The following is a 23,787-nucleotide window of genomic DNA, read 5'->3' on the forward strand; positions in this document are numbered from 1 at the left end:
GAGAAGCGAATATCGTGAGCATTATTATTTCTACTACGCATCAGCATAACGAAACAAGGAGGCAAGGTATGTTTAAACGTTATTTGCCTTATATATTGATTGCCCCTTCGGTAATTATGCTGCTGGCTTTAATTGCCTATCCGCTTTTGTTTTCTTTGCGCAGCAGCTTTTATTTCTGGAATCTGCAGATGGGCGCGCAACCCCAGGCTTTTGTCGGGTGGGACAACTATATTCAGGCATTGCGCGGATTTGATTTTGTTCCGGCATTAAAAAACACTTTACTGATCGCCTTCGCCGGGACGGCGATCGAGTTTGCGCTGGGTCTGGCCATCGCCTTGCTACTATTGCGCGCGGTGCCGGGCATGAACGTGGTGCGGGCCTTACTGATCCTGCCCACCACCATCGCGCCTATCGTGGCCGGGTTCCTGTTTCGCTATATGTACAATCCGGAAGCGGGAATTATCACTTGGGTAATGCGCTCCCTCGGGCTGCCGCTGCCGCCGGAGGGCTTGCTGGGGTCGTCCGCCACCGCGCTGCTGTCGGTGATGTTCGCGGATATCTGGCAGTGGACGCCTTTTTTCGCCATTGTGCTATATGCCAGCCTATTGTCGGTGCCCGATGAGATAGTGGAGGCCGCCCGCCTGGATCGCGCATCGGCCTGGACCATTCTCTGGCGGATCAAACTGCCGCTCATTAAGCGCACGGCGGTAATTATCATCATGCTGCGCTTTATGCAATTGTTTAATACCTTCGACTCGGTGCTGGTATTGACCCGGGGCGGTCCCGGCATGTCATCCCGGACGATAGGCTACTCGCTTTATGAACAAGGCATGGTGAATTTCAATATTGGCATGGTTAGCGCCATGACCTGGATTACGGTGATTATTATTAACGCCATCATCGCGCTATATGTCTTTTTCGCCTTCCGCAATAAAGAGGACTGGTAATATGTCTGCTGTTAAAAAACGTTATCAATATCTCACCTGGTGCGCCGGTTTGCTGTTGTTATTATTTTTTATCGGCCCCATCTTGTGGTTTATCGCCCTGGCCATCCGGCCGCCGGAAACCGCATTCACCATGCCGCCGACTTTTCTATTCAAGCCCACGCTGGATGCGTTCCGTCATATTTTAATTGCGCCGGGAACCAATGCGCCGCAAATTTTCAATAGCCTGATAGTGGCCGTCGGCGCGGTATTGCTCAACCTGCCGTTTTCCATGCCGGCGGCCTACGCCCTGTCGCGTTTTCCCCTGCGCGGCAAGAAAAATATCATGTTGTGGTATCTGGGGCTGTTGATGGCGCCGCCCATCGCTTTCTTGATCCCCTATTTCATCCTGGTTACCCACCTTGGCCTGGCGGGAACCTACCTGTCGATGATCCTGGTGATGCAAACCATGATCATCCCGTTCTCGGTGTGGCTGATGAAAAGCTTTATCGATGAAGTGCCGCGGGAATTAGAAGAGGCGGCCCGTATGGACGGCGCCCGCTGGTACATCATCATGTGGCGCATCGTTTTGCCCATCGTCCGTCCGGGGTTGATCGTCACCTCCATGTTTGCCTTTGTTTTCGCCTGGAACAACGCCGCGTTTCCGCTGGTGCTCAGCTCGCGGGCCACCGCGACGCTGCCTATCGGCACCCTGGGGTATTTCGCCACCAGCGGCGTGACCTGGAACTACATCGCGGCGGCGGCGGTGCTGGCGATGATTCCGCCCATGCTCATCTTTATGATCTTCGACCGTTATGTCGTTCGTGGCCTGACCTTTGGCTCAGTCAAAGGCTAGGGACCATTATCTATGGAGAAAAAATGATATGTCTAAATTGAGGGTAGGGGTAGTCGGCGCGGGATTGTGGGGTAGCAACCATGCGCACGCATTCAATGTATTACCGGAAACGGAACTGGTGGCGGTGTGCGACATCGACGGGGACCGGGCGAAAAAAATGCAGCAGGCCAGCGGCGCGCCGCTGGCGTTCACCAATTTTAATGAGCTGGTGGCGCGCGATGATATCGATGCCGTTACCATTGCCACGCCGGATTTCACTCATACGGCCATTGTGCTCGCCGCGCTTAAGGCAGGCAAACATGTCCTGAGCGAAAAGCCCCTGGCCACGACGGTTGAGGAAGCGCGGCAAATCGCCGACGCGGCCGATGCCGCCCCCGGCAAGCTGATGATTGATTTTCATAACCGCGTCAATCCGGTTTTTACCCAAATGCAGGCGCTGGTGGCGGACGGGCGCATCGGCGAACCCCGGCACGGCATGGCCCGGCTGTCCAATACCAGTTGGGTGCCCTGCGAGATGTTGAGCTGGGGGGCGCGGTCGTCGGCGCTGTGGTTTCTCGGCAGCCATTTGACGGATTTGCTGCGTTTCGTACTCGGCGATGAAGTCAGCCGCGTCTATGCGGTCACCCGCAAAGGAGGACTGGCGGCGATGGGGGTCGATACCCAGGATTTTCATTCATGCATTTTGGAGTTCAGCCGCGGCGCGGTCTTCACCATGGAAAACAGTTGGATATTGTCCCAGGACAATCCTTCGCTGGTGGATTTTAAACTCGAAGTGGTGGGCAATAAGGGGCAGATCCAGGCCGACCCGACCCACAATGGCGGTCTGCGACATATCACCGACGGTAAACTGCGGTTTGCCGACTATATCGGCATCGTGCCCACCGGCCCGAGCCGCATCGGCGGTTTTGTGCTGGAATCCATCGCCCGTTTCGTCGATTCAGTGGTACATGATGCCCCGCTGCTGGCCGATGCCCACGACGGTCTGGCGAATACCCGGATTCTGGCCGCCATCGAACGTTCGGCCGCCACCGGGCAACCCGTGGATCTGCCTTAACCCTTGGGCGCCATGGCGGCTGCGGTCGTCATGGCGGTGTTCTTCCCGTTCAGACGAGAAACATAAATGGCTACTCTGACCTTCGATAACATCGGCAAAACCTTTCCCAACGGCACCACTGCGGTGGCCAATGTCAGCTTCACCCTGGAAGACGGTGAATTTGTCGTGATGGTGGGTCCCTCGGGCTGCGGGAAATCGACGCTGCTGCGCATGGCCGCCGGCCTGGAGTCGCTCAACAGCGGCAAAATGATGCTCAATGGCCGCGATATTACCCATGTGGAACCGCAGGATCGGGATATTGCCATGGTATTTCAAAACTATGCGCTGTATCCCCACATGACCGTGTATGAAAATATGGCGTTCAGCCTGCAGCAGCGCGCGATGGAGAAGGGCAAAATCGACCAGCTGGTGCGCGGGGCGGCGCAGATGCTGGATCTGGTGCCTTACCTCAAGCGCAAACCCGGGGTGTTGTCCGGCGGCCAGCGCCAGCGCGTGGCCATGGGGCGCGCCATTGTGCGTCATCCCACGGCGTTTTTGATGGACGAGCCTTTATCCAATCTTGATGCCAAGCTGCGCGTGCAAATGCGCGGGGAGCTTAAATTGCTAAACCAGCGCCTGGCCGTCACCACGCTCTATGTCACCCACGACCAAGTGGAAGCCATGACTATGGGCGATCGCGTGGCGGTGCTCAAGCCGGTGAAAAATGCCGGTGAAAGCAATCTTCAGCAAATCGATACGCCGCAGCGCTTATACGATCGCCCGGTGAATATTTTCGTGGCGGGCTTCATCGGTTCGCCGGCCATGAATTTTGTCAAGGTGACGCTCAGTGCGGGCGATCGGGGCGTCGTCGCCACGCTGCTGAATACGCGGATTCACATCCCGGTGACGCCGGACCGCGCCCTGCGGGCCTATCTGGGAAAAACGGTGATTATGGGTATTCGTCCGGAAGCCTTCCGCGTTTGTCCCGCCGAAGAACAGCTGTTCTGTTTTCCCATTTCGGTGATTGAAGCCCTGGGATCTGATACCTTTGTCTTCTTCGACGTGCCGACGCCGCAGGTGGAACTGGAGGATAACGTTAACGAACATGGCCTGCTGGCCCATGAACCCACGCACCGCCTGGTGGCAAGAATTCCACCGGCCGTGGCGGCGCAGCGCGACCGGCCGCTGCCGCTTTCGCTGTATACGGAACAATTGCACTGGTTTGACTGCCAGACCAATATGGCCATCCGCGACTAGACGCGCCGGCGCGACAATTCCAGAGGATAGCGATGATACGTTACGGGTTTGATATTGGCGGGACCAAGATAGAAATGGCTATTTTTGACGGCCGGATGGCGCTCTGTTTTTCCCGGCGGGTGCCCACGCCTACCCGCGATTATGGCGACTTTCTGGCCGCTGTCGCGGAACTGGCGGCGCAGGGCAGCCGCCAAATCGGCCCACCCGACAGCATCGGACTGGGACTGCCGGGCATTACCGATCCGCTGACCGGTCGGCAGCTCTCGTCCAATGTCCCTTGTCTGACCAACCAGCGGCCGGGACCCGATCTGCGCGCGCTGTTTGCCTGCCCGGTTCACACTGATAACGATTGCCGTTGTTTCACGCTATCCGAGGCGATGACGGAACAAACGCGCGATTTGCATACGGTGTTCGGTATTATTCTGGGTACCGGTGCGGGCGGCGGGCTGGTGGTGAATCGGCAATTGCATCGCGGCGGCAACGGGATGGCCGGCGAGTGGGGGCATACCCCACTGTCCGCACCGGTAGCCCTGCGCCACCAATTGCCGGTGCTGGATTGTCCGTGCGGACTGACCGGTTGTCTTGAACGCTATGTGTCGGGTACCGGCCTCGCCGCTTTATGCGCCCTCCGCGGGCTGCCCTATACCGACGCCCCGGCGCTGATGCTCGCCTGTGGGGAGGGAGAACCGGCGGCGCGGGAGATATTTGATCTGTACGTGGATATTCTCGCCAGCGCGCTGGCGGGCCTGCAGACCGTGCTGGATGTAGATGCGTTTGTACTGGGCGGCGGCCTGTCCAAAATAGCGGAGCTTTATCCGGCGCTGCCCCCGGCCATGGCGCGCTGGCTGTTGCCGGGGGTACGGCCCGCCGCCGTGCTGCGGCCCTGCCATGGCGACGCGAGCGGCGTTCGAGGAGCCGCTCTGCTCGGCGGCCGGCAAACCGACCGGCTCTGATAAGTATTTACTTAAGCGGACGACCCGGCTTTTCATAGGCTGTAGGCGTGCTCCCTGTAAAGCCTGGGTATCAGCATCGGTGTGTGCCGCTTTGGTAATTGCTGCATCTTTTTCAGCGGGGGCCAAATGGCGCCCGGCTTAAGCTTCGGCATTGATCTGTTCCCCCCGGTTAATTCGCCGCCAATCCTGAATGCCTGAAAACCGGCATCCACCGCATAATCAAAATGAGATCTTCTGGAAATAATGGGAAAAGAATTCCACGCATACCCGCAACTTTGCCGAAAGATAGAGCGGAGTATGATAAACCGCCCAGATATTGGCGCTTTGCGCATACTCCGGCAGCACTCGCACCAGCGAACCATCTTGCAATAGCGGTGCTACATCCCATAGGGAGCGCAGCATGATCCCGCGGCCGTTCAAGGCCCACTGCAAGACGATTTCACCGCTATTAGAGGATAAATGACCCGATATCTTGACCGATTTCCGGCCTTCTTTTCCTTCCAGTTCCCACACCCCGGTGGTTTGATCCCGTTCTTTAGTAAACAGGCAATCATGCTGCTGTAATTCCTGCAAGGTAGCCGGCATTCCCTGCCGGTACAGGTAAGAGGGCGCAGCGCAAATAATGCGCTGGTTTTTTGTCAGCATCCGGCTGATATAGTTCTCCGGGATTTCATCGTTGACCCGGATATCCAAATCGATATTGTCTTTGATCAAATCAACCTGTTTATCAAACAGTTCGAAATGAATTTGCAGCTCAGGGTAGCTCTCCATCAGCTCAATGATGGCGGGCGCGACATAGTGACGGCCGAAACCAAAACTACAGCCAATCCGCACCAGGCCTGTGGGCTGCTCTTTGACCTGGGAAACGGTATTCTTCAGTACGGTTAATCGTTCCAACACATCTATAGCGCAATGATAGGCAAGTTTGCCGGTTTCGGTTAGCGCCACCCCGCGCGATGATCGATGGAGTAATTTAACCCCAAGCTGTAACTCCAATTGCTGGATGCGTTTCGTCACGAACGCCGGTGTCTGCCCTAAATTTTCAGCGGCAGCCAATAAACTGCCGCTATTAACCACTGTGGTTAATACCTGAAGGTCTTTCGGTAAAGGATAGTGAACGAGACTCATTACGCTATTCCCGGGCTAATATCGCATAGTGTCAATATTAACGCGTAATGAGCCATAATGAGAATTAATAACCATTAATTTTGTATATGTATCGGCGGACTTAACCGATTTTATTTTTTGGTTATTTTTATGTTATTTTATTGTTGTTATTTTAAATCAAAATGTAATTTATCTATAATCACTTTTTATGATATATCACTATAAAGCGCGAATTTTCAAGCAAAATCGATAATTCACGTTCTGTTAATTTAATAATCACGCTTTAAAAATAGAATAACCTTACAGTTTATGATACTTTTTTATTACTGTCGGCAGAGCAAAAAAATCATATAAATAGAGGCCATGTCTTTATTTTAATAATACAAATATGGCGCCACGTTTCGCCATATTTTATGCTGGAGCACTATTTATGAGCATACGTGAGCAAAAAGAATCAGTGAAAGAACTCACCGATATTGTGGCCGACTTCACCGCAATGATATCGACCAGAATGCCGGATGATGTTGTTGATAAATTAAAAAAATTACGTGATTTAGAAAATGAGGGTATGGCGAAAATAATTTACCATACTATGTTTGATAATATGGAAAAGGCCATAAAACTCAACCGGCCCGCTTGCCAGGATACCGGGGAAATCATGTTTTATGTCAAAGCAGGCGCTAAGTTTCCCTTATTAGGCGAGCTGCAGGGTATCCTGAAAGCCGCAGTGCAACAGGCCACCATCAAAGCGCCGCTGCGTCATAATGCCGTTGAAATATTCGATGAAGTCAATACCGGCAATAATACCGGCACCGGTGTCCCTTGGGTAACCTGGGATATCATCCCCGATAACGACTGCGCTGAAATTGAAGTGTATATGGCCGGCGGCGGCTGCACCTTGCCGGGCCGCTCAAAAGTGCTGATGCCGTCGGAGGGTTACGAAGGCGTGGTGAAATTTGTTTTTGAAAATATATCTACGCTAGCCGTTAATGCCTGTCCGCCGGTATTGGTGGGCGTCGGTATCGCCACGTCAGTTGAAACGGCGGCCGTATTGTCGCGCAAAGCCATATTACGCCCGATCGGCACCCGCCATCCCAACCCTGTGGCCGCGGATTTAGAAGTCCGGCTGGAAGAAGGTTTGAATAAATTAGGTATCGGCCCGCAGGGATTAACCGGCAAGGCCTCGGTTATGGGCGTGCATATCGAATCGGCGGCGCGTCATCCCTCCACCATCGGCGTAGCCGTATCTACCGGTTGCTGGGCCCACCGGCGGGGGACGCTGCTGGTACATCATGACCTGTCTTTCGAGAGCATCTCCCATACCAGAGGTGACCAGCTATGAAAAAAGTATTAACCACACCGATTAAAGATGAAGATTTAGCTGATATTAAAGCCGGAGATATCATTTATTTAAACGGCACGTTGGTAACATGCAGGGATGTGTGCCATCGCCGTCTGATAGAACTAAAACGCGAAATACCTTTTGACCTGAAAGGCAAAGCTATTTTCCATGCCGGTCCTATTGTTAAAAAGAATGGTGATAAATGGGAGATGATCTCTATCGGCCCAACCACCAGCATGCGTATGGAAAGTTTTGAAAAGGCATTTATCGAACAAACGGGCGTTAAATTGATTATCGGCAAGGGCGGCATGGGGCCTAATACCGAGCAGGGCTGTAAACAGTATAAAGCGCTGCATGCTATTTTCCCGGCAGGTTGCGCCGTATTGGCAGCCACTCAGGTTGAAGAAATCGAAGAAGTCCATTGGACTGAACTTGGCATGCCGGAATCGCTCTGGGTGTGCCGGGTAAAGGACTTTGGCCCGTTGATAGTGTCTATCGACACGCATGGAAACAACCTTATTGAAACCAACAAAAAAATATTTGCCGATAAACGTGATGCAATTGTTGATGAGATTTGCGAGCACGTTCATTACATTAAATAATATAAAAGGAGGGCGATTCACCACCCTCCATAATAAATAAGGAAATTATTATGACAAAGTTAAATTTGTCATGGCGATTCTTTATCCCCATTGCAGTTGCTATTATTATTGCATTGTTCCCTTCACCCAGTGGTTTACCCGTATACGCATGGCTCTATTTCGCTATATTTATGGGCGTCATCGTGGGATTGATCCTGGAGCCTGTTCCCGGCGCCGTGGTCGCTATGACCGGTCTGGCGGTTATTGGCGTTTTCTCTCCCTGGCTGCTGTTCAGTCCCACTCAATTGGCCGAGCCCGGTTTCAATTTTACTTCTAAAGCGCTTTCCTGGGTCGTTTCCGGTTTTTCCAACTCGGTCATCTGGTTGATATTCGCGGCGTTTATGTTTGGGACCGGCTATGAGAAAACGGGCCTGGGCCGGCGTATAGCGCTGTTATTAGTGAAAAAAATGGGGCACAAAACGCTGTTGCTCGGTTATGCCATCATGTTTTCAGAATTGCTGCTGGCGCCGGTTACGCCCTCTAATTCAGCGCGGGGCGCGGGGATTATTTATCCCATTATCCGCAACCTGCCGCCATTGTATGATTCACAGCCCAATACGCCGGGGATACGCAAGATTGGTTCCTATATCATGTGGATAGGTATTAGCGCGGATTGTGTCACCAGCGCAATATTCCTGACCGCCATGGCGCCCAATCTGCTGTTGGCCGGCTTGCTCAAATCCGCTTCGGGAACAACCTTGTCCTGGGGCGCCTGGTTTATCGGCATGCTGCCGTTAAGTCTGTTGCTGATTGCGCTGGTCCCTTGGCTGGCTTATATCCTCTATCCCCCGGAAATCAAACAGGGTAATCAGGTGCCCGAGTGGGCAAAAAAAGAACTTGAGGCCATGGGGCCGCTGCACCGGCGTGAAAAAATACTGCTGGGGCTGATGATTACGGCGCTAGTGCTGTGGATCTTCGGCGGTGGGTTTATTGATGCGGCATTGGTGGGGTATTCGGTAGTCGCGGTGATGCTGCTCTGCAAAGTTATTACCTGGGACGATATTATCAGCAACAAATCGGCCTGGAGCGTGTTCTTCTGGCTGGCATCATTGATTGCACTGGCTACCGGGTTAAATCAAACCGGATTTATTGCCTGGTTCGGCCACCATGTCGCCGGCGGCCTGGCCGGATTATCGCCTACCATCATCATGATAATGCTGGTCGCTATTTTTTATGGCCTGCGCTACTTTTTTGCCAGCGCTACGGCGTATACTTCCGCGCTGGCGCCGATGATGATTGCGGCCGCATTGGTCATCCCGGAAATTCCTCTGCTGACGTTCAGCCTGATGATAGGCGCCGCGATAGGGCTAAGCAGCATTACTACGCCGTACGCTACCGGCCCAAGCCCTATTTATTATGGCAGCGGTTATTTGCCCACCGCCGATTACTGGCGTCTAGGCGCCATTTTTGGTGTGCTGTTCTTGGTCTTATTACTGCTTACCGGATTAATTTGGATGCCGCTGGTCATGTGATTGACCGGTCATTTTACCAACGGTATGAGGTGCCGCCGGCTGGCGGTACCTCAAAGGCTTGGCAACCGGCGGCACTGAATTTTTCAGGTAGGATGTATACCGCACCCCTCAAGTTGTTGCAAAAATTCATCGATTCGCAAAATGATTTGGCATGTGCGTTATGAATTGATGATAGCTCCCCCTGGAGGATTTTGACTTGCTGGGCACTGCCCTCCGCAAGGGTATGGCATTGAAGATGTTGACAAGCACTATGTCATTTTATGGCATCGCATGAATTATTTTGGACGTTATCCATATGGCCCCCGTGCCCAGACTGCGCAGATCGCTGGCAACGCTCTCAACGCCGCGCTCATCCGTCAGTTTCAGAGTCCGGCCCTGCCCATGGCACGGTCAGGGGCTTGCAACCGTGCTCACGAGTTTTTCTAAAGAAAATGGGACGTTGCTGTTTCCTTCCATACCGGTAGATGTAGCGTTAATTGCTATATCGACCTGTTGGGGAAGACCCATATAAAAACAGTAATTGCAAAAGCGTATTATGGGATTTCCCTCTCCCGCAGCAGACTATGAAGAACGGCCCATTAGCCTGGACGCGACGTGCCTCGCGCGGCCGGCGTCAAGCTATCCCATGCGGTCAGATAGTACGTAAATGGGTGCCCGCATCTTCAAAGACGGGATACTCGGTGTGGATGCCGGCCTTAAGCCTGCGCAGGGGAACATTGTCGTCGCGAAAGTAGATGGGCGCCGTGTCGTGAGGCGATTGCAATTATGCCCGGCAGTGGGTCTGGAACGATTCGCTACAGGGTATGTTCAATTGGTAGATATCGTCGGCATGAATGAGCGGGGAGTGAGCATTTTCGGCGCGGTGATGTAAGGTACTTAAAAAATGAGTTGTTCCCTCATTTTTCCCTGGTTTTTCCCCAAGCAAAATCAAGACGAAAAAAAACCAACCACAAGTGGTTGGTTTTTCTCGGGATGGATTGGTCGGCATGAGAGGATTCGAACCTCCGACCCCCGACACCCCATGACGGTGCGCTACCAGGCTGCGCTACATGCCGACTTCATGGGCGCCTATACTACCTTGTATTGCGTTGAATGCAATAGCCCATCGAATTGATTGCCTTAGATTTAAACAGTTAATTGGCAATAAATCGTTTTTCGTCGGTCAGCACCTGCAAAAGCAGCGCGAGCTGCGGTTTGGCCTGGTGAATAATATCGCCGTTCAGATCATAAGTGCGGTAGTCGCCATTGCTTTGCAGCAAAATAGTTTGGGTTGGAGTATTGATGACCAGGGTACCGTTATCGCCGCTAGCCACCCAGTCATTGCTCCGGCGCGGGGCGAACAAATCCTCTCCCTGGGAATAATCGCTGATATCGGTGCTGGTATGCAGCAAACGCTGCATCAAGGTCGCGGTGACATCATTATGGTAGGTCAGTTTACTGACCTTCTGCGCCGGGGTGCCCGGCCAGTGCACGATGAGGGGCACCTGCAGCTGATAGCGGTTAAGATGGGTGCCGGCTTCGCGGCGGTCATTCTTGCGATCGTTTAATTCCAGCCCGTTGGCGGCGGTAATTACTACCACCGTATGTTCTAAATCGCCCTTGTCGCGCAGGGTGGTCAGGATCTGGCTGATACAAGCATCCAGGCGCTGCGCGCCCTGCTGATAGCGCTGGGTGAGATCGGCAGTATTATTTTGCCGGGCGGTGACGTCGGTGCCGTTAAATTCCACGTAGGAGAACCAGGGCGCGCTGCCGGTAAACGCCCCGCGCCATTGCTGCCACTGCTGGACGGTTTGCGCATCCGTTTGGCTCTTGGGTTCCGGCAGGCTGAAATCGGTCAGCAGCGCCTGGCGCGCCAGCGGGCTGCTAAAGCCGTTGGAGGAGAACAGGCTTAGCTGGTAATCCTGCTTGGCCAGGGCATCGAGCAGCACGGAGGTTTTGCGCGCCGCCAGGATGCCGTCCAGATATGAGGACGAAATACCGTAGAACAGCCCGAACAGGCCGGTGTCCGCACGGTTGCCGGTGCTGAAATGGTTGGCGAAACGGATATTTTCCTGGGCAAACTGGTTTAACGCGGGCATCCGCTGCTCCACCGTATCGTTGCGTAATGCCCCGGTGGTAATCAGCAGCAAATTATAGCCGCTGCCTTTATTCTGGAAGCTTATCGGGCTCAGGGGGTACTCCACCGTCACCGCTTCGGGGTTGCCTTGCTGCACCAGGCGGCGTTCGTATTCCTGCGCGTCCAGCAGGCCGTGCCGTTCCAGGAACCGGCGGGCGGTCATGGGATAAGACAGCGGCAGGTTGGAGCGCTGCATGGTAATCGGCCGGTAGAAATTGGCATCCGCCCAGATATAGATAATGTGCGAAGCGAAAAAGGCGCAGATCAGCAGTATGGCAACCGGCTTGCCGATTTTACGCCGGTTGAGGCTGCGCAGCTTTTGCCAGCACCAGGTGCCGAACAGCATCTCGATAAGAAAAATTACCGGGATGCCGATAAACATCAGCTGCCAGTCCCGGGCCAGTTCGCCTTCGTCGGGATTGACCACCAGTTCCCAGACCACCGGATTAAGATGCAGGTGAAAACGGGTGAATACCTCGGTATCCACCAGCAGCAGGGTCAGCCCGGCGGTGGCGATGATGGCCGACAGAAAACGCAGCAGGCGCTGGGACATCACCACAAAGGTCAGCGGGAAGACAATCAGCAGGTACAGCGTGAAACCGATAAAACTGAAATGGCCAAGCCAACTGGTGAAGGCGTAAATGCGGCCCAGCAGCGAGCCCGGCCAGTCTGCGACAAATAGATAACGGCTGCCCAGCCCCAGGCTAAGCAGGATATTGAAGAGTGCGAACCAGTGACCCCAACTGATCATTTGGGAAACTTTGTCACGGTAGCGCTGGCTATTTGTCACCATAAATCAGTCTTGGCAGAATTTAATCAATGGGAATCGGTCGTCCGGACGGAAGACAACAAAGCCTCGCCGAACGAGTTTGCCAGGGTTTTGCGCTGTTCCGGCGCCACGCTGGTATTGATCACGTGGGTAATCATATTACCCAATACCATCAACGATAAGTCCGTCGGCGTGCGATGCTTTTCCAGCACCGCCGAAAGCTCGCTCAGCAATGTTTCAACCTGTTCGTCACTATAACGGGATGCTTGTGGCATAATATATTCTTCGTAACCTATCAAAGTCCGCTATCTTACCGTATCAACTCCTCTTTTTCCGCTTTTTTATCGTGCCGGACCCGCATTACGCAAGCACGGCGCGCGTCACTTTCGCAACATCGGTTGCAGATTCAGACTATTCGGTGTTTGAATACGTGCCTGACCTGAAGGAGAAACAATCATGAGTCTGGATATTGACCAGATAGCCTTGCATCAGCTTATCAAACGCGATGAGCAAACGCTGGAACTGGTATTACGTGATTCGCTGTTGACGCCTAATGCGGCAGTGGAAGAAATGATGGCGGAATTGCACCGGGTGTATAGCGCCAAAAGCAAGGCTTACGGCCTGTTCGACGAGCAAAGCGAGCTGGCATCCGCCCTGCGCGCGTGCCGTAAAGGGGACGACGATTTTCTCGCCTTTACCCGCGCCGCCACCGGCAGGCTGCGCGACGAATTGGCTAAATATCCTTTTGCCGAAGGCGGCATCGTCCTGTTTTGCCAGTATCGCCATCTGGCGGTGGAATATTTGCTGATTGCGGTGCTCAATAGCCTGAGCAGTATGCGGGTCAACGAGCAGCTGGATATCAGCAGCACCCATTATCTGGATATCAACCATGCGGATATCGTGGCGCGCATCGATCTCACCGAATGGGAAACCAACCCGCAATCCACCCGCTACCTGACGTTCTTGAAAGGGCGGGTCGGGCGCAAGGTTTCCGACTTTTTCATGGATTTCCTGGCCGCCAGCGAAGGGCTGGACGCCAAGGCGCAAAACCGCGGCCTGCTGCAGGCGGTGGACGATTATTGCGCCGATGCGCAGTTGGATAAAAATGAACGGCAAAACGTCCGCCAGCAGGTCTATAGCTATTGCAAGGATCAGTTGCAGGCCGGGGAGGAGATCGCGGTGGCCGAACTCTCCGATTCCCTGCCGCCGGTGGGCGACAAGACCTTCCAGGCTTTTTCCAGCGGGCAGGGCTATGAACTGGAAGAAAGCTTTCCGGCGGATCGCAGCACCTTGCGCCAGTTAACCAAGTATGCCGGCAGCGGCGGCGGCGTCACGCTCAATTTTGATGCCCAGCTCCTGGGCGAGCGTATATTCTGGGACCCGGCCACCGATACCCTGACCATCAAAGGTACTCCGCCAAACCTGCGCGATCAGCTCCAGCGCCGGCTTAACGGCGGCAGTTAAGCGGATTGGCGCACGGTTTGCGGGCGAGCCGTCCCACCGCGCGCCGCCTTTAGGCTGCGGGCAAAAAAAACGCCGCATTAAGCGGCGTTGTTTATCTTATCGGTGTCTGCGCGATTAAACGCGAACGAAGTCGATATGAGTCAGTTTAGGTTTGAACGGATGACGTTGTACCGCCTGAACCTTAACTTTCGTTTCGGCGCCGTCGATAACCAATGACAATACGTCGCTGTAAAAACCCGGTTTAGTCTGGGTGTTCAGCACGATTTCATGATCCATCTCGATAGAGACCGGCGCTTCCGGGCCACCGTAAACGATAGCGGGAAACTTATTGGCTAGACGCAGGCGGCGGCTCGCACCCTTACCCTGATCTTTACGCACTTCTGCATTAATAATTAACATGTGTTTTCTCGATACTAAAAAGTAACCCCGCTACAGGCGACCCAGCAGCAGGTTGGATAGACTTGCTTCAAATGAAAGCGGGCGGAATCATACCGGAATATGCCCTCCGGGGCAAATAAAACCCCCTTAGCCGCGTAATTCATGGGCCAGGCGATACCGTCCCTCATAGTCAAAAATTTTTTCCCGCACCTGCCAGAAATGCCCCTGGCGCCGGGCCACGACAAAATCCGGCGGGCGTAGCCGATCCTGCGCCGCCACGATATCCCCGGCGGTGCGCCAGCTAAACGCCACCCCCGGCGCCCGCTGGTGCAGGCGCAGGAAACGATGCTCGAATACCCGGCGCTGCGCCGCGGTATGTAGCCGGAAGCGTTCGCTGACATCGGCTCCGTCCTCGTCATAATAGGTGACCCGCATCCACTCTCCTTTATCGTCCCGGCCATCGGCCAGGCTCATGCCGCTGCAGCGCAGCACCAGGGCGTCTTTGAGCCTGAGCGCCGCTTTAAGCATGTCGTCGGGGTCCACCAGGATCTTGTCGCACTCATGGCAGCGCCGCGCGGCAATATCGTTTTCGGCGCCGCAGTCCGGGCAAATTTTAAACCGGAAGCGGAAATCGCACTGCCGGCGTTCGCCGTCTTCATCTTCCTCCCAGCCCTGGCAGCGGCGGCCATAATGCTCGATCACTTCGCCGTCCGCGGCGGTTTTGCCCCAAAACAGATTGGCAAAACCGCAGGCCGGGCAGAAAACCTGTACCGGATTGCCCGTGCCGCGGGGTTTGGGCTGGCCCACTTCCGGGGAGAACAGATCGTGGCCGTTGCCGGCATAATCCAGAATCAGGCAGGCGGTTTTACCGGGGAATAACCGCAGGCCGCGGCCGACGATTTGTTGATACAGGCCCACGGATTCGGTGGGGCGCAAAATGGCGATCATATCCACATGGGGCGCGTCAAAACCGGTGGTCAATACCGCTACGTTCACCACATAGCGCAGCGCCTGCCGGCGAAAGTCGGCGATTAACCGATCGCGCTCCCCCTGCGGGGTGGCGGCGCTGATTAGCGCCGCCTGTTCTGGCGGCAGCAGGCCGAGTATTTCGCCGGCGTGCTCGACGGTGGCGGCGAAAATCATGACGCCGCGTTTGTCGGCGGCATATTGCTGAATCTGGGCGACAATCAGCGGGGTGATGCGGCGCTGCCGCTGTAGCTCCCCATTGAGCTCGGTCTCGGCGTAATAACCGTTGATATTCGGGGACAGCCGGCTGAAGTCGTAGTGCAGCACCGGCATATCCAGGCGCTCCGGCGGCACCAGGAAACCCTGTTTAATCATAAAATGCAGCGGTAGTTCAAAAATGCAATCGCGGAAAAAACAGGTTTCATCGCCGCGGATCATGCCGTGGTGGTGATATTGATAAATCCAGCCTTTACCCAGCCGGAAAGGCGTGGCGGTTAATCCCAGGATGCGCAATTCGGGACGCACCTGGCGCAAATGGCGGATAATTTGCTGATATTGACTGTTATCGTCATCGCCCAGCCGGTGGCACTCGTCGATGATTAATAAGGAAAAGGCCCGATCGAACGCCTCCAGGTTGCGGGCCACCGACTGAACGCTGCCGAATACCACCTTGCCCTGGCTGGCGCGCTGCTGCAATCCTGCGGCGAAGATATCCGCCTCCAGTCCGAGCGCCCGATATTTCTCATGATTTTGCGCCACCAGCTCTTTGACATGGGCCAACACCAGCACCCGGCCGCGGGCTAAACGCGCCAGTTCGGCGATAACCAGGCTTTTGCCCGCGCCGGTGGGCAGGACAATCACCGCCGGTTCGCCATGGTGCCGGAAATGCCGCACCGCGGCGTCCACCGCGTCGCGCTGGTAGGGTCTGAGGGTAAAGGCCATCAGTCGCACGACCCGCGCGCGGCGTAACGGGGAAGAAATAATGAAGAGGTTAAATAATCGATTGTCATTCTAATAAGCGGCGCGGTGATAATAGTAATGGTAATAAATGAATCTCTTTGTCTGCTATGCGACGGAGGCAAGCCCCGTTATACTGCCTGTTCTTTATTAGCACATGCGGCATATGCTGCCCCTCCTGCACGATCCTTTAGACCGCCTTATAGACCGCCGGACTCGAAGCCCGGTTATGCGTCAGGCTCAGGCGGGCCGGGACCATCGTCAGGCATTTTCCAAGATTACAGGCAAAACGAAGTTAATGCGACTGGACAAATTTTTATCTCAACAGTTAGGTATCAGCCGGGCGCTGGTTATCCGGGAACTGCGCGCCAAGCGGGTCACGATAGACGGCGAACTCGTCAAGCAGGGCGCCTTCCAGCTACTGCCGCACCATGAAGTCCGCTTTGACGATCGGGTACTCCATCAGATCCTCGCTTCACGCTACTTTATGCTGCATAAGCCGCAAGGCTATGTCTGCTCCACCGACGATCCCGATCATCCCACCGTACTTTATTTTATGGATGAGCCGGTTCCCGACAAGCTGCATGCCGCCGGCCGCCTGGACATCGATACTACCGGTCTGGTGCTGATGACCGATGACGGGCAATGGTCCCATTGGATCACGTCTCCCAAACACCACTGCGAGAAAACCTATCTGGTTACGCTGGAAAATCCGTTGGATCAAGATACCGCGCGCCAGTTCAGCGAAGGCGTTATGTTGCACAACGAAAAACTCCCGACCCGTCCGGCGGTCCTGGAAGCGCTATCCGAACGGGAAGTGCGGCTGACCATCAGCGAGGGGCGCTACCACCAGGTTAAAAGAATGTTTGCCGCGGTGGGAAACCACGTAACGGCGCTGCATCGTGAACGGGTCGGCGCCATCGTGCTGGACCAGGATCTGCAGCCCGGCGAATACCGGCCGTTAACCGAGGCCGAAATCCAAAGCATCGGCGCGCCGGCAAAATAACCCCATATCCCGGCCCGCCGGCTGAATAAAGAGAGATTAAGGAGTAGTACAACGTGCAAGCTGACCGGAAATCCCATATCGGTTTGATCGTCATCCTGGGGCTACTGTCGATGCTGATGCCCTTGGCCATTGATATGTATTTGCCGGCGATGCCGCTTATCGCCAGCGAATTCGGCGTCAGCGCGGGCAGCGTGCAAATGACGCTTAGCGCTTATGTGCTGGGGTTCTCGGTAGGGCAGTTGTTTTACGGGCCGCTGGCCGACAGCCTTGGCCGCAAGCCGGTGATTTTATTCGGCACTTTCTTTTTTACCCTGGCCGCGGCGGCCTGCGCCTTGTCCCAATCGGTGGAACAATTAATCAATATGCGTTTTGTGCACGGCCTGTCCGCCGCCGCCGCAAGCGTGGTCATCAATGCCCTGATGCGCGATATGTTCACCAAGGACGATTTTTCGCGCATGATGTCGTTTGTGGTGTTGGTCATGACGGTGGCGCCCCTGCTGGCGCCTATCATCGGCGGCGGCTTGCTGCTGCTGTTCAGCTGGCACGCCATTTTCTGGAGCATGGCGCTCGCGGCGCTGATCGCCACCGTGCTGGTGATGCTGTATATCCGCGAAACCCTGCCCAAAGAGCGGCGGCAAAAATTCAGTTTGCGCACGACGATCGGCAACTTCGGCACGCTGTTTCGCCACAAGCGGGTATTCAGCTATATGCTCGCCAGCGGCTTTTCCTTTGCCGGCATGTTCTCGTTTCTCAGCGCAGGGCCGTTTGTGTATATCGATCTTAACGGCGTTTCGCCGCAGAATTTCGGCTATTACTTCGCCTTGAACGTGGCGTTCTTGTTTATCATGACCTTGATTAACAGCCGCAGCGTCAGGCATTTCGGCGCGCTGAAGATGTTCCGCCTCGGGCTGTTTATCCAGTTTATGATGGGCATCTGGCTGCTGGTGGTCTGCGCCATGAATCTGGGATTCTGGCCGCTGGTCATCGGCGTGGCGGCTTTTGTCGGCTGCGTGGCCATGGTCACTTCCAACGGCATGGCGGTTATTCTGGACGAATTCCCCCATATGGCGGGCACTGCCTCGTCCCTGGCCGGCACCCTGCGTTTCGGCGTCGGCGCGGTCGTGGGGGCCGTGTTATCGCTGGCCACCTTCAATAGCGCCTGGCCTATGGTGCTGTCCATGGGATTTTGCACCTTGAGCTCCATGCTCTGCTACCTCTACGCCAGCCGTCCGCGCAAGGAGCGGGTTACCGCCTGACCACGGGACTGCCGGCGGCCTCCTGGGGTACCGGCAGCCCGCGCGCCGGCTTGCGTTCCGCCAACCGCTCCATGCCCCCTTACTTGATGCCCCTGGCTTTATGCTCCCTGGCGTGGCTCCGCTATTTGGAAGGCAACCCGCAGTATAAAAAACGGGGATCAATTTATCCTTTCGCTGTGTAGGGCGCAGACGTAAGATGTGTTTTAATCTTATGGCGCGTCTCGTTAGCAGTTATTGGCTATAGGTAATAACGCGTTACCGCTTTTTATTTCCGCATTTTAAGAAAAAACCTGATGTAAAGGATACCCAGTATATTTGATGGACAAAGGTAGCCGGTCTAAAAATTATTTAGACGATTTAATGATGCTGGTACATATAATGAAAACAAAAGACGAAAAATAGTATGTTGGCAAAAATATCAAACAGGCTGATAACAGAATAATGTTAATCATTAATTCGATAAAAAATAGAGCCAGAAAAAATAAAATAATAATCTATTTCGATCATAATGGTGGCGGTAACATGGCCATTATCAAGGAGCTCATTGTTGCTATTGATAACTGTCCATCAGATCGGCTGATAGTGCTGGTTTTTACCGGTTATGCCATCAGTGCCGTTGCGTATCTCCTGGCTTACTTCGCTTTCTATTCGGTCACCAGGGAAAACGTCATCGTCCAGGCCCAAGGCCCATTATGCTTAGTTTATCACAAGCCGAGAATAAAAAAATATGCCGTAACTCTATTTGCCAATTCGCTTGATAGTAAAAATACTTATTCAAAAGAAGTGGAATGTATGAGGAAATATACGATGAACTTCGATCATATTTATGATGCCCTGGAGAGGGCATGCATCAAGAAAGGAATTGAAATTGCTCCCCATATGAAAGCAATATATAATATGAATGGCGATATCAGCGTTACTTTTAATGGAGGTCCTTTATGAAGGTTGATAATACGGGCAGTTGGAAGCTCATGCATCAGTACCGCCGTGAAATGCGCCGGCTTATTGAAAAAAAAATCATTCCCGAACCAAAACTCCCTGTTTCCAATGACGAACTGATGCTCCTGCACGAGCAAATGAAACAGGAGCGTCAGGAGGCGCTGCTTGCCGGCAATACCGATAAAGATTACGAGATATTCTAAACCCGCCACCCGCCGGCACGAAAACCGGCCAGACGCCACGCCCGCTGAAACGGAACCCATGCCGATTGGCGGGGAAGCGTGCCGTGGGGGTCGAAGCGGCCATGGTTTTCCTGGCCGCCGGAGGCCCCCTGGCGCGGTAAACCCACCACCCGCCGACACGAAAACCGGCCAGACGCCATACTCACTGCAACGGAACCCATGCCGATTGGCGGGGAAGCGTGCCGCGGGGGTTGAAGCGGCCATGGTTTTCCTGGCCGCCGGAGGCCCCCTGGCGCGGTAACCCCGTCACCCGCCGGCACGAAAACCGGCCAGACGCCACGCCCGCTGAAACGGAACCCATGCCGATTGGCGGGGAAGCGCGCCGTGGGGGTCGAAGCGGCCATGGTTTTCCTGGCCGCCGGAGGCCCCTGGCGCGGTAACCCCGCCACCCGCCGGCACGAAAACCGGCCAGACGCCGCACCTACTGCAACGGACCCCATGCCGATTGGCGGGGAAGCGTGCCGCGGGGGTCGAAGCGGCCATGGTTTTCCTGGCCGCCGGAGGCCCGCTGGCGCGGTAACCCCGCCACCCGCCGGCACGAAAACCGGCCAGACCCCATACCTACTGCAACGGAACCCGCCGCCCACCGGCGCCGGTTACAAATAGTCGCAAATCTGCACTTGTGTTTATTGTTGCCGTAATGATAATCAATATCGTTTTAATTGACGTTTCTTTACTTTCTTTATCATTCGCTCCCACAGGTATTTAAGGTGACGGCCATGTTTGTGCCATTTCTGATCATGTTGCGCGAAGGTCTCGAAGCCGCGCTGATAGTCAGCCTGATCGCCGGTTATTTAAAAAAAACCGGCCGCGGTCGCTGGCTGAAAGCGGTATGGGCGGGGGCAATCGGCGCCGCGCTGCTATGCCTGGTCCTGGGTATCGCCATCAACGAAACCACCGGCGAATTCCCGCAAAAACAGCAGGAACTGTTTGAAGGGATCGTGGCGGTGCTGGCGGTAATCATCCTTACCTGGATGGTGTTCTGGATGCGCAAAATGTCCCGCTCGATTAAGGCGCAGCTCGAAAACGCCATTGACCAGGCGTTAAGCAACAACCGCCGGCAGGGTTGGGCGCTGGTGGGCATGGTGTTTTTCGCCGTCGCCCGCGAGGGGCTGGAATCGGTATTTTTCCTATTGGCGGCGTTTGAGCAAGATGTAGGCATCGCCGCGCCCATAGGCGCGATGCTGGGGCTGGCCTGCGCCATTGCGCTGGGCATGCTGATGTACTACGGCGGCATTCGCCTGCGCCTGGAGAAATTTTTTAAATGGACCAGCCTGTTTATTTTATTTGTTGCCGCCGGGCTGGCGGCCGGCGCCATTCGCGCTTTTCATGAAGCGGGATTATGGAACGGCTGGCAGGATATCGCCTTTGACTTAAGCCAGACGCTGTCCACCCACTCGCTGTTCGGCACCTTGCTGGAAGGATTACTCGGCTATCAGGAAGCGCCCACCGTCAGTGAAGTCACGGTGTACTTGCTCTATCTGGTGCCCGCCTTGATTGTTTTTTTTCTGCCGGTCCGCGGCAGCCGGGCGACTCGCCTCGCCGGATAAATTTTCCATTATAACGTTCCATTATTCAGGGTAAAACACCATGTCTACTACGCTACGCTCCCACCGTCTGCTTCCCCTGGCCTTACTGGTAATGCCGGCTCTGTCGGCATTGTGCCCGCCGGCCATGGCGGCCGATATTCCCCAGGTGAAAATCTCCGTTAACGACAAACAATGCGACCCGATGGCATTGACCGTTAAGCCCGGCAAGACCCAGTTTATAATTCATAACGACAGCCAAAAAGGGCTGGAGTGGGAAATCTTAAAAGGCGTCATGGTAGTGGAAGAGCGTGAAAACGTCGCGCCCGGTTTTACCCAAAAAATGACCGCTACCCTGGAACCGGGCGAATATGACATGACCTGCGGCCTGCTCAGCAACCCTAAAGGCAAACTCACGGTTTCGGCGGATGACGGACAGACCGCCGCCAAACCCGATGCCATGGCGTTGGTCGGGCCGATCGCCGATTATAAAGTGTATGTCTTGCAGCAGGTGGCGGAATTGGTAACGCATACCAAAACCTTTACCGATGCGGTGAAGAAGGGCGACTTAGCGACCGCGCAAAAACTTTTCGCCTCCACCCGCGTTTATTATGAGCGTATCGAACCCATCGCCGAACTGTTTTCGGATCTGGATGGCAGCATTGACGCCCGCGAAGACGATTTTGAACAAAAATCCGCCGATCCGAAATTTACCGGTTTCCACCGGCTGGAAAAAATTCTGTTCAGCGATAAAACCACCGCCGGCACCGCGCAGTTCGCCGATCAATTGTATAAAGACACCCAGGATCTGCAAAAGCGTATCGCCGACCTGACTTTCCCGCCCAGCAAAGTGGTCGGCGGCGCCGCGGGCCTGATCGAAGAGGTGGCCTCCAGTAAAATCAGCGGTGAAGAAGACCGCTACAGCCGCAGCGATTTGTCGGACTTCCAGGCCAACATCGATGGTTCGCAAAAAATCGTTAACCTGCTGCGCCCGCTGCTGCAAAAAGCCAATGCGCCGCTGCTGGCCAAAATCGACGGCAACTTTGCCAAGGTGGACAGCGTACTGGCGAAATATCGCACTAAAGACGGGTTCGAGTCTTATGATAAGTTGACCGATGCGGACCGCGGCGCCCTGAAAGGACCGATTACCGCTTTGGCGGAAGACCTGGCGCTGCTGCGCGGCGTATTGGGTTTAGATTAGGACTCAGCGCATCATGAGCAAAGATCAGGATAATCGAGGGGACGCGGCCGCGTCCCCATCCCGCCGCCGCTGGTTGAAAGGGTTGGGAGCGGTCGGCGGCGCGCTGGCCCTGCGTGCCGCGCCGGCCTCCGCCGAACCGCAGCCCGATTCCCCTGGCGCGCAGCCCGCCGATGCCCGCTGGCAGCGCCAGCCGTTTTACGGTCCGCGCCAGTCCGGGATAACCACGCCGCAGCAGGCGGCCATGATGCTGGTGGCGTTTGACGTATTGGCCGGCGATAAAGACGACCTCAGACGGCTGTTTCGCTTGCTGACCGAACGTATCGCTTTTCTGACCACCGGCGGACAGGCGCCGGCGGTGGACGAAAAATTGCCGCCGATGGATTCCGGTATTCTCGGGGAGCATATCGCCCCGGATAACCTCACTATTACCGTAGCGGTGGGGGACTCACTGTTTGATTCGCGCTTTGGCCTGGCGGCGCAAAAGCCCCGCCGCTTGCAAAAAATGATCCGGTTTCCCAATGACGCGCTGGATGCCGACCTATGCCATGGCGATCTGCTGCTGCAAATTTGCGCCAACGGCAACGATACCGTCATCCATGCCCTGCGGGATGTCATCAAGCACACCCCGGACCTGCTCAGCGTACGCTGGAAAAGGGAAGGATTTATCCCGGCCCGTGCGGCGGGCAGCGCAGGGCGGGAGACCCCCATTAATCTGCTGGGATTTAAAGACGGCACCGGTAATCCCGATACCCACGACCAGGATTTGATGGATAAGGTGATTTGGGTCGGCGACGATGCGCAGGAGCCCGCCTGGGCGGTAAACGGCAGTTATCAGGCGGTGCGCATCATCCGCTTCCACGTCGAATCCTGGGATCGCACGCCGCTGCACGAACAGCAGACCATTTTCGGCCGCGATAAGCGCACCGGCGCGCCGCTGGGCATGCAACGGGAACATGACGTCCCGGATTACAGCCAGGACCCGGCGGGTAAGATCATCCCGCTGGACGCCCATATGCGCCTGGCGAATCCGCGTACGCCGCAAACCCAGCCGAATCTGCTGCTGCGCCGGGGCTACAGCTATTCCCTGGGTGTTTCCCGCGCCGGGCAACTGGACATGGGGCTGCTGTTCGTTTGCTTCCAGCACGACCTGGAGCAAGGTTTCCTCACCGTGCAGCGGCGGCTCAACGGCGAGGCGCTGGAAGAGTATATTCAACCTATCGGCGGCGGCTACTTTTTTGCCCTGCCCGGCGTAGCGCCGCCGGACGGATACCTGGCACAGGGACTGCTGGGATAACGACGTTAACCCAGCGGTTGTTGATTTCCGATAGCGGGCGTTAAGCCCGCCATTGTCATAATCGTCCCGGCCTGACGCCGTCCCTGTCC

22 protein-coding genes and 1 tRNA gene are annotated in these 23,787 nt (G+C 55.2%); 17 read left to right on the top strand and 6 right to left on the bottom strand.

Annotated features, from left to right (window positions below; translation table 11 throughout):
- Nucleotides 1–68 precede the first annotated feature (68 nt).
- From ACL2XP_RS06885 to ACL2XP_RS06905, 5 genes are all read left to right on the top strand, one after another.
- Nucleotides 69–947, top strand: a complete 879-nt coding sequence (locus ACL2XP_RS06885; protein WP_413737888.1) for a carbohydrate ABC transporter permease — start codon at nucleotides 69–71, stop codon at nucleotides 945–947.
- A gap of 1 nt (nucleotide 948) precedes the next feature.
- Complete coding sequence (locus ACL2XP_RS06890) at nucleotides 949–1,779, top strand: carbohydrate ABC transporter permease (protein WP_413737890.1); 831 nt, start codon at nucleotides 949–951, stop codon at nucleotides 1,777–1,779.
- 28 nt (nucleotides 1,780–1,807) lie between these two features.
- A complete protein-coding gene (locus ACL2XP_RS06895) occupies nucleotides 1,808–2,833 on the top strand; it encodes a Gfo/Idh/MocA family protein (protein WP_413737891.1) in 1,026 nt (341 codons plus the stop codon).
- Nucleotides 2,834–2,899: 66 nt separating this feature from the next.
- Nucleotides 2,900–4,069 (top strand): ABC transporter ATP-binding protein, encoded by a 1,170-nt coding sequence (locus ACL2XP_RS06900; RefSeq protein ID WP_413737893.1) that lies wholly within the window; start codon nucleotides 2,900–2,902, stop codon nucleotides 4,067–4,069.
- Nucleotides 4,070–4,101: 32 nt separating this feature from the next.
- Nucleotides 4,102–5,022, top strand: a complete 921-nt coding sequence (locus ACL2XP_RS06905) for an ROK family protein (protein WP_413737895.1) — start codon at nucleotides 4,102–4,104, stop codon at nucleotides 5,020–5,022.
- A 219-nt stretch (nucleotides 5,023–5,241) separates the two neighbouring features.
- On the opposite strand, the gene ttdR is transcribed toward ACL2XP_RS06905, so the two are convergent.
- A complete protein-coding gene (gene ttdR / locus ACL2XP_RS06910; RefSeq protein ID WP_413737897.1) occupies nucleotides 5,242–6,150 on the bottom strand; it encodes an L-tartrate utilization transcriptional activator TtdR in 909 nt (302 codons plus the stop codon).
- 409 nt (nucleotides 6,151–6,559) lie between these two features.
- On the opposite strand from ttdR, the gene ttdA reads away from it, so the two are divergent.
- The 4 genes from ttdA to ACL2XP_RS06930 all read left to right on the top strand — a co-directional run bounded on the left by ttdA (nucleotide 6,560) and on the right by ACL2XP_RS06930 (nucleotide 10,455).
- Nucleotides 6,560–7,471, top strand: coding sequence for a L(+)-tartrate dehydratase subunit alpha (gene ttdA, locus ACL2XP_RS06915; protein WP_413737898.1), 912 nt, complete (start codon nucleotides 6,560–6,562; stop codon nucleotides 7,469–7,471).
- The gene (gene ttdB / locus ACL2XP_RS06920; RefSeq protein WP_413737900.1) at nucleotides 7,468–8,073 is read left to right on the top strand and encodes a L(+)-tartrate dehydratase subunit beta; all 606 of its coding nucleotides are present in this window, start codon (nucleotides 7,468–7,470) and stop codon (nucleotides 8,071–8,073) included. The genes ttdA and ttdB overlap by 4 nt, the downstream gene beginning before the upstream one ends.
- A gap of 50 nt (nucleotides 8,074–8,123) precedes the next feature.
- The gene (locus ACL2XP_RS06925) at nucleotides 8,124–9,584 is read left to right on the top strand and encodes an anion permease (RefSeq protein ID WP_413737901.1); all 1,461 of its coding nucleotides are present in this window, start codon (nucleotides 8,124–8,126) and stop codon (nucleotides 9,582–9,584) included.
- Between the two features lie 646 nt (nucleotides 9,585–10,230).
- On the top strand, nucleotides 10,231–10,455 hold the full coding sequence (locus ACL2XP_RS06930; RefSeq protein WP_413737902.1) for a hypothetical protein: 225 nt from the start codon (nucleotides 10,231–10,233) through the stop codon (nucleotides 10,453–10,455).
- A 107-nt stretch (nucleotides 10,456–10,562) separates the two neighbouring features.
- Here the strand turns inward: ACL2XP_RS06930 and ACL2XP_RS06935 are convergent.
- The 3 genes from ACL2XP_RS06935 to ACL2XP_RS06945 all read right to left on the bottom strand — a co-directional run bounded on the left by ACL2XP_RS06935 (nucleotide 10,563) and on the right by ACL2XP_RS06945 (nucleotide 12,744).
- A tRNA-Pro gene (locus tag ACL2XP_RS06935) sits at nucleotides 10,563–10,639 on the bottom strand.
- A gap of 78 nt (nucleotides 10,640–10,717) precedes the next feature.
- Complete coding sequence (gene yejM, locus ACL2XP_RS06940) at nucleotides 10,718–12,493, bottom strand: LPS biosynthesis-modulating metalloenzyme YejM (RefSeq protein WP_413737904.1); 1,776 nt, start codon at nucleotides 12,491–12,493, stop codon at nucleotides 10,718–10,720.
- A gap of 23 nt (nucleotides 12,494–12,516) precedes the next feature.
- Entirely contained in the window at nucleotides 12,517–12,744 is a 228-nt protein-coding gene (locus ACL2XP_RS06945) for a YejL family protein (RefSeq protein WP_413737905.1), read from the bottom strand.
- Between the two features lie 181 nt (nucleotides 12,745–12,925).
- Here ACL2XP_RS06945 and yejK point away from each other — a divergent pair, with 181 nt between their 5' ends.
- Nucleotides 12,926–13,933 carry a nucleoid-associated protein YejK gene (gene yejK / locus ACL2XP_RS06950; protein ID WP_413737906.1) on the top strand — a complete coding sequence of 336 codons (1,008 nt, stop codon included), beginning with the start codon at nucleotides 12,926–12,928 and terminating at the stop codon, nucleotides 13,931–13,933.
- 114 nt (nucleotides 13,934–14,047) lie between these two features.
- Here yejK and rplY read toward each other — a convergent pair whose 3' ends face one another.
- Together rplY and ACL2XP_RS06960 are read right to left on the bottom strand one after the other, a co-directional pair.
- Entirely contained in the window at nucleotides 14,048–14,332 is a 285-nt protein-coding gene (gene rplY / locus ACL2XP_RS06955; protein ID WP_413737907.1) for a 50S ribosomal protein L25, read from the bottom strand.
- 126 nt (nucleotides 14,333–14,458) lie between these two features.
- Complete coding sequence (locus ACL2XP_RS06960; RefSeq protein WP_413737909.1) at nucleotides 14,459–16,219, bottom strand: DEAD/DEAH box helicase; 1,761 nt, start codon at nucleotides 16,217–16,219, stop codon at nucleotides 14,459–14,461.
- A gap of 313 nt (nucleotides 16,220–16,532) precedes the next feature.
- On the opposite strand from ACL2XP_RS06960, the gene rsuA reads away from it, so the two are divergent.
- From rsuA to efeB, 7 genes are all read left to right on the top strand, one after another.
- Nucleotides 16,533–17,240, top strand: a complete 708-nt coding sequence (gene rsuA / locus ACL2XP_RS06965; protein WP_413737910.1) for a 16S rRNA pseudouridine(516) synthase RsuA — start codon at nucleotides 16,533–16,535, stop codon at nucleotides 17,238–17,240.
- 53 nt (nucleotides 17,241–17,293) lie between these two features.
- Nucleotides 17,294–18,496, top strand: coding sequence for a Bcr/CflA family multidrug efflux MFS transporter (locus tag ACL2XP_RS06970; protein ID WP_413737911.1), 1,203 nt, complete (start codon nucleotides 17,294–17,296; stop codon nucleotides 18,494–18,496).
- A 522-nt stretch (nucleotides 18,497–19,018) separates the two neighbouring features.
- Complete coding sequence (locus tag ACL2XP_RS06975) at nucleotides 19,019–19,438, top strand: hypothetical protein (RefSeq protein WP_413737913.1); 420 nt, start codon at nucleotides 19,019–19,021, stop codon at nucleotides 19,436–19,438.
- A complete protein-coding gene (locus tag ACL2XP_RS06980; protein ID WP_413737915.1) occupies nucleotides 19,435–19,638 on the top strand; it encodes a hypothetical protein in 204 nt (67 codons plus the stop codon). Before ACL2XP_RS06975 ends, ACL2XP_RS06980 begins: the two co-directional genes overlap by 4 nt.
- Before the next feature lie 758 nt (nucleotides 19,639–20,396).
- A complete protein-coding gene (efeU, locus tag ACL2XP_RS06985) occupies nucleotides 20,397–21,227 on the top strand; it encodes an iron uptake transporter permease EfeU (protein WP_413737916.1) in 831 nt (276 codons plus the stop codon).
- Nucleotides 21,228–21,267: 40 nt separating this feature from the next.
- The gene (efeO, locus tag ACL2XP_RS06990; protein WP_413737917.1) at nucleotides 21,268–22,404 is read left to right on the top strand and encodes an iron uptake system protein EfeO; all 1,137 of its coding nucleotides are present in this window, start codon (nucleotides 21,268–21,270) and stop codon (nucleotides 22,402–22,404) included.
- A 13-nt stretch (nucleotides 22,405–22,417) separates the two neighbouring features.
- On the top strand, nucleotides 22,418–23,698 hold the full coding sequence (gene efeB / locus ACL2XP_RS06995; protein WP_413737919.1) for an iron uptake transporter deferrochelatase/peroxidase subunit: 1,281 nt from the start codon (nucleotides 22,418–22,420) through the stop codon (nucleotides 23,696–23,698).
- Nucleotides 23,699–23,787 lie beyond the last annotated feature (89 nt).

The sequence above is a fragment of the Sodalis sp. RH21 genome (assembly GCF_047324175.1).
In the GTDB taxonomy this organism is placed as follows: Bacteria; Pseudomonadota; Gammaproteobacteria; order Enterobacterales; family Enterobacteriaceae; genus Acerihabitans.

Bases quoted from the DNA above. Each gene is read 5' to 3' on its own strand.
- ACL2XP_RS06885 (WP_413737888.1), top strand. From the start codon at position 69: ATGTTTAAACGTTATTTGCCTTATATATTGATTGCCCCTTCGGTAATT.
- ACL2XP_RS06890 (WP_413737890.1), top strand. From the start codon at position 949: ATGTCTGCTGTTAAAAAACGTTATCAATATCTCACCTGGTGCGCCGGT.
- ACL2XP_RS06895 (WP_413737891.1), top strand. From the start codon at position 1,808: ATGTCTAAATTGAGGGTAGGGGTAGTCGGCGCGGGATTGTGGGGTAGC.
- ACL2XP_RS06900 (WP_413737893.1), top strand. From the start codon at position 2,900: ATGGCTACTCTGACCTTCGATAACATCGGCAAAACCTTTCCCAACGGC.
- ACL2XP_RS06905 (WP_413737895.1), top strand. From the start codon at position 4,102: ATGATACGTTACGGGTTTGATATTGGCGGGACCAAGATAGAAATGGCT.
- ttdR (WP_413737897.1), bottom strand. From the start codon at position 6,150: ATGAGTCTCGTTCACTATCCTTTACCGAAAGACCTTCAGGTATTAACC.
- ttdA (WP_413737898.1), top strand. From the start codon at position 6,560: ATGAGCATACGTGAGCAAAAAGAATCAGTGAAAGAACTCACCGATATT.
- ttdB (WP_413737900.1), top strand. From the start codon at position 7,468: ATGAAAAAAGTATTAACCACACCGATTAAAGATGAAGATTTAGCTGAT.
- ACL2XP_RS06925 (WP_413737901.1), top strand. From the start codon at position 8,124: ATGACAAAGTTAAATTTGTCATGGCGATTCTTTATCCCCATTGCAGTT.
- ACL2XP_RS06930 (WP_413737902.1), top strand. From the start codon at position 10,231: ATGGGTGCCCGCATCTTCAAAGACGGGATACTCGGTGTGGATGCCGGC.
- yejM (WP_413737904.1), bottom strand. From the start codon at position 12,493: ATGGTGACAAATAGCCAGCGCTACCGTGACAAAGTTTCCCAAATGATC.
- ACL2XP_RS06945 (WP_413737905.1), bottom strand. From the start codon at position 12,744: ATGCCACAAGCATCCCGTTATAGTGACGAACAGGTTGAAACATTGCTG.
- yejK (WP_413737906.1), top strand. From the start codon at position 12,926: ATGAGTCTGGATATTGACCAGATAGCCTTGCATCAGCTTATCAAACGC.
- rplY (WP_413737907.1), bottom strand. From the start codon at position 14,332: ATGTTAATTATTAATGCAGAAGTGCGTAAAGATCAGGGTAAGGGTGCG.
- ACL2XP_RS06960 (WP_413737909.1), bottom strand. From the start codon at position 16,219: ATGGCCTTTACCCTCAGACCCTACCAGCGCGACGCGGTGGACGCCGCG.
- rsuA (WP_413737910.1), top strand. From the start codon at position 16,533: ATGCGACTGGACAAATTTTTATCTCAACAGTTAGGTATCAGCCGGGCG.
- ACL2XP_RS06975 (WP_413737913.1), top strand. From the start codon at position 19,019: ATGGCCATTATCAAGGAGCTCATTGTTGCTATTGATAACTGTCCATCA.
- ACL2XP_RS06980 (WP_413737915.1), top strand. From the start codon at position 19,435: ATGAAGGTTGATAATACGGGCAGTTGGAAGCTCATGCATCAGTACCGC.
- efeU (WP_413737916.1), top strand. From the start codon at position 20,397: ATGTTTGTGCCATTTCTGATCATGTTGCGCGAAGGTCTCGAAGCCGCG.
- efeO (WP_413737917.1), top strand. From the start codon at position 21,268: ATGTCTACTACGCTACGCTCCCACCGTCTGCTTCCCCTGGCCTTACTG.
- efeB (WP_413737919.1), top strand. From the start codon at position 22,418: ATGAGCAAAGATCAGGATAATCGAGGGGACGCGGCCGCGTCCCCATCC.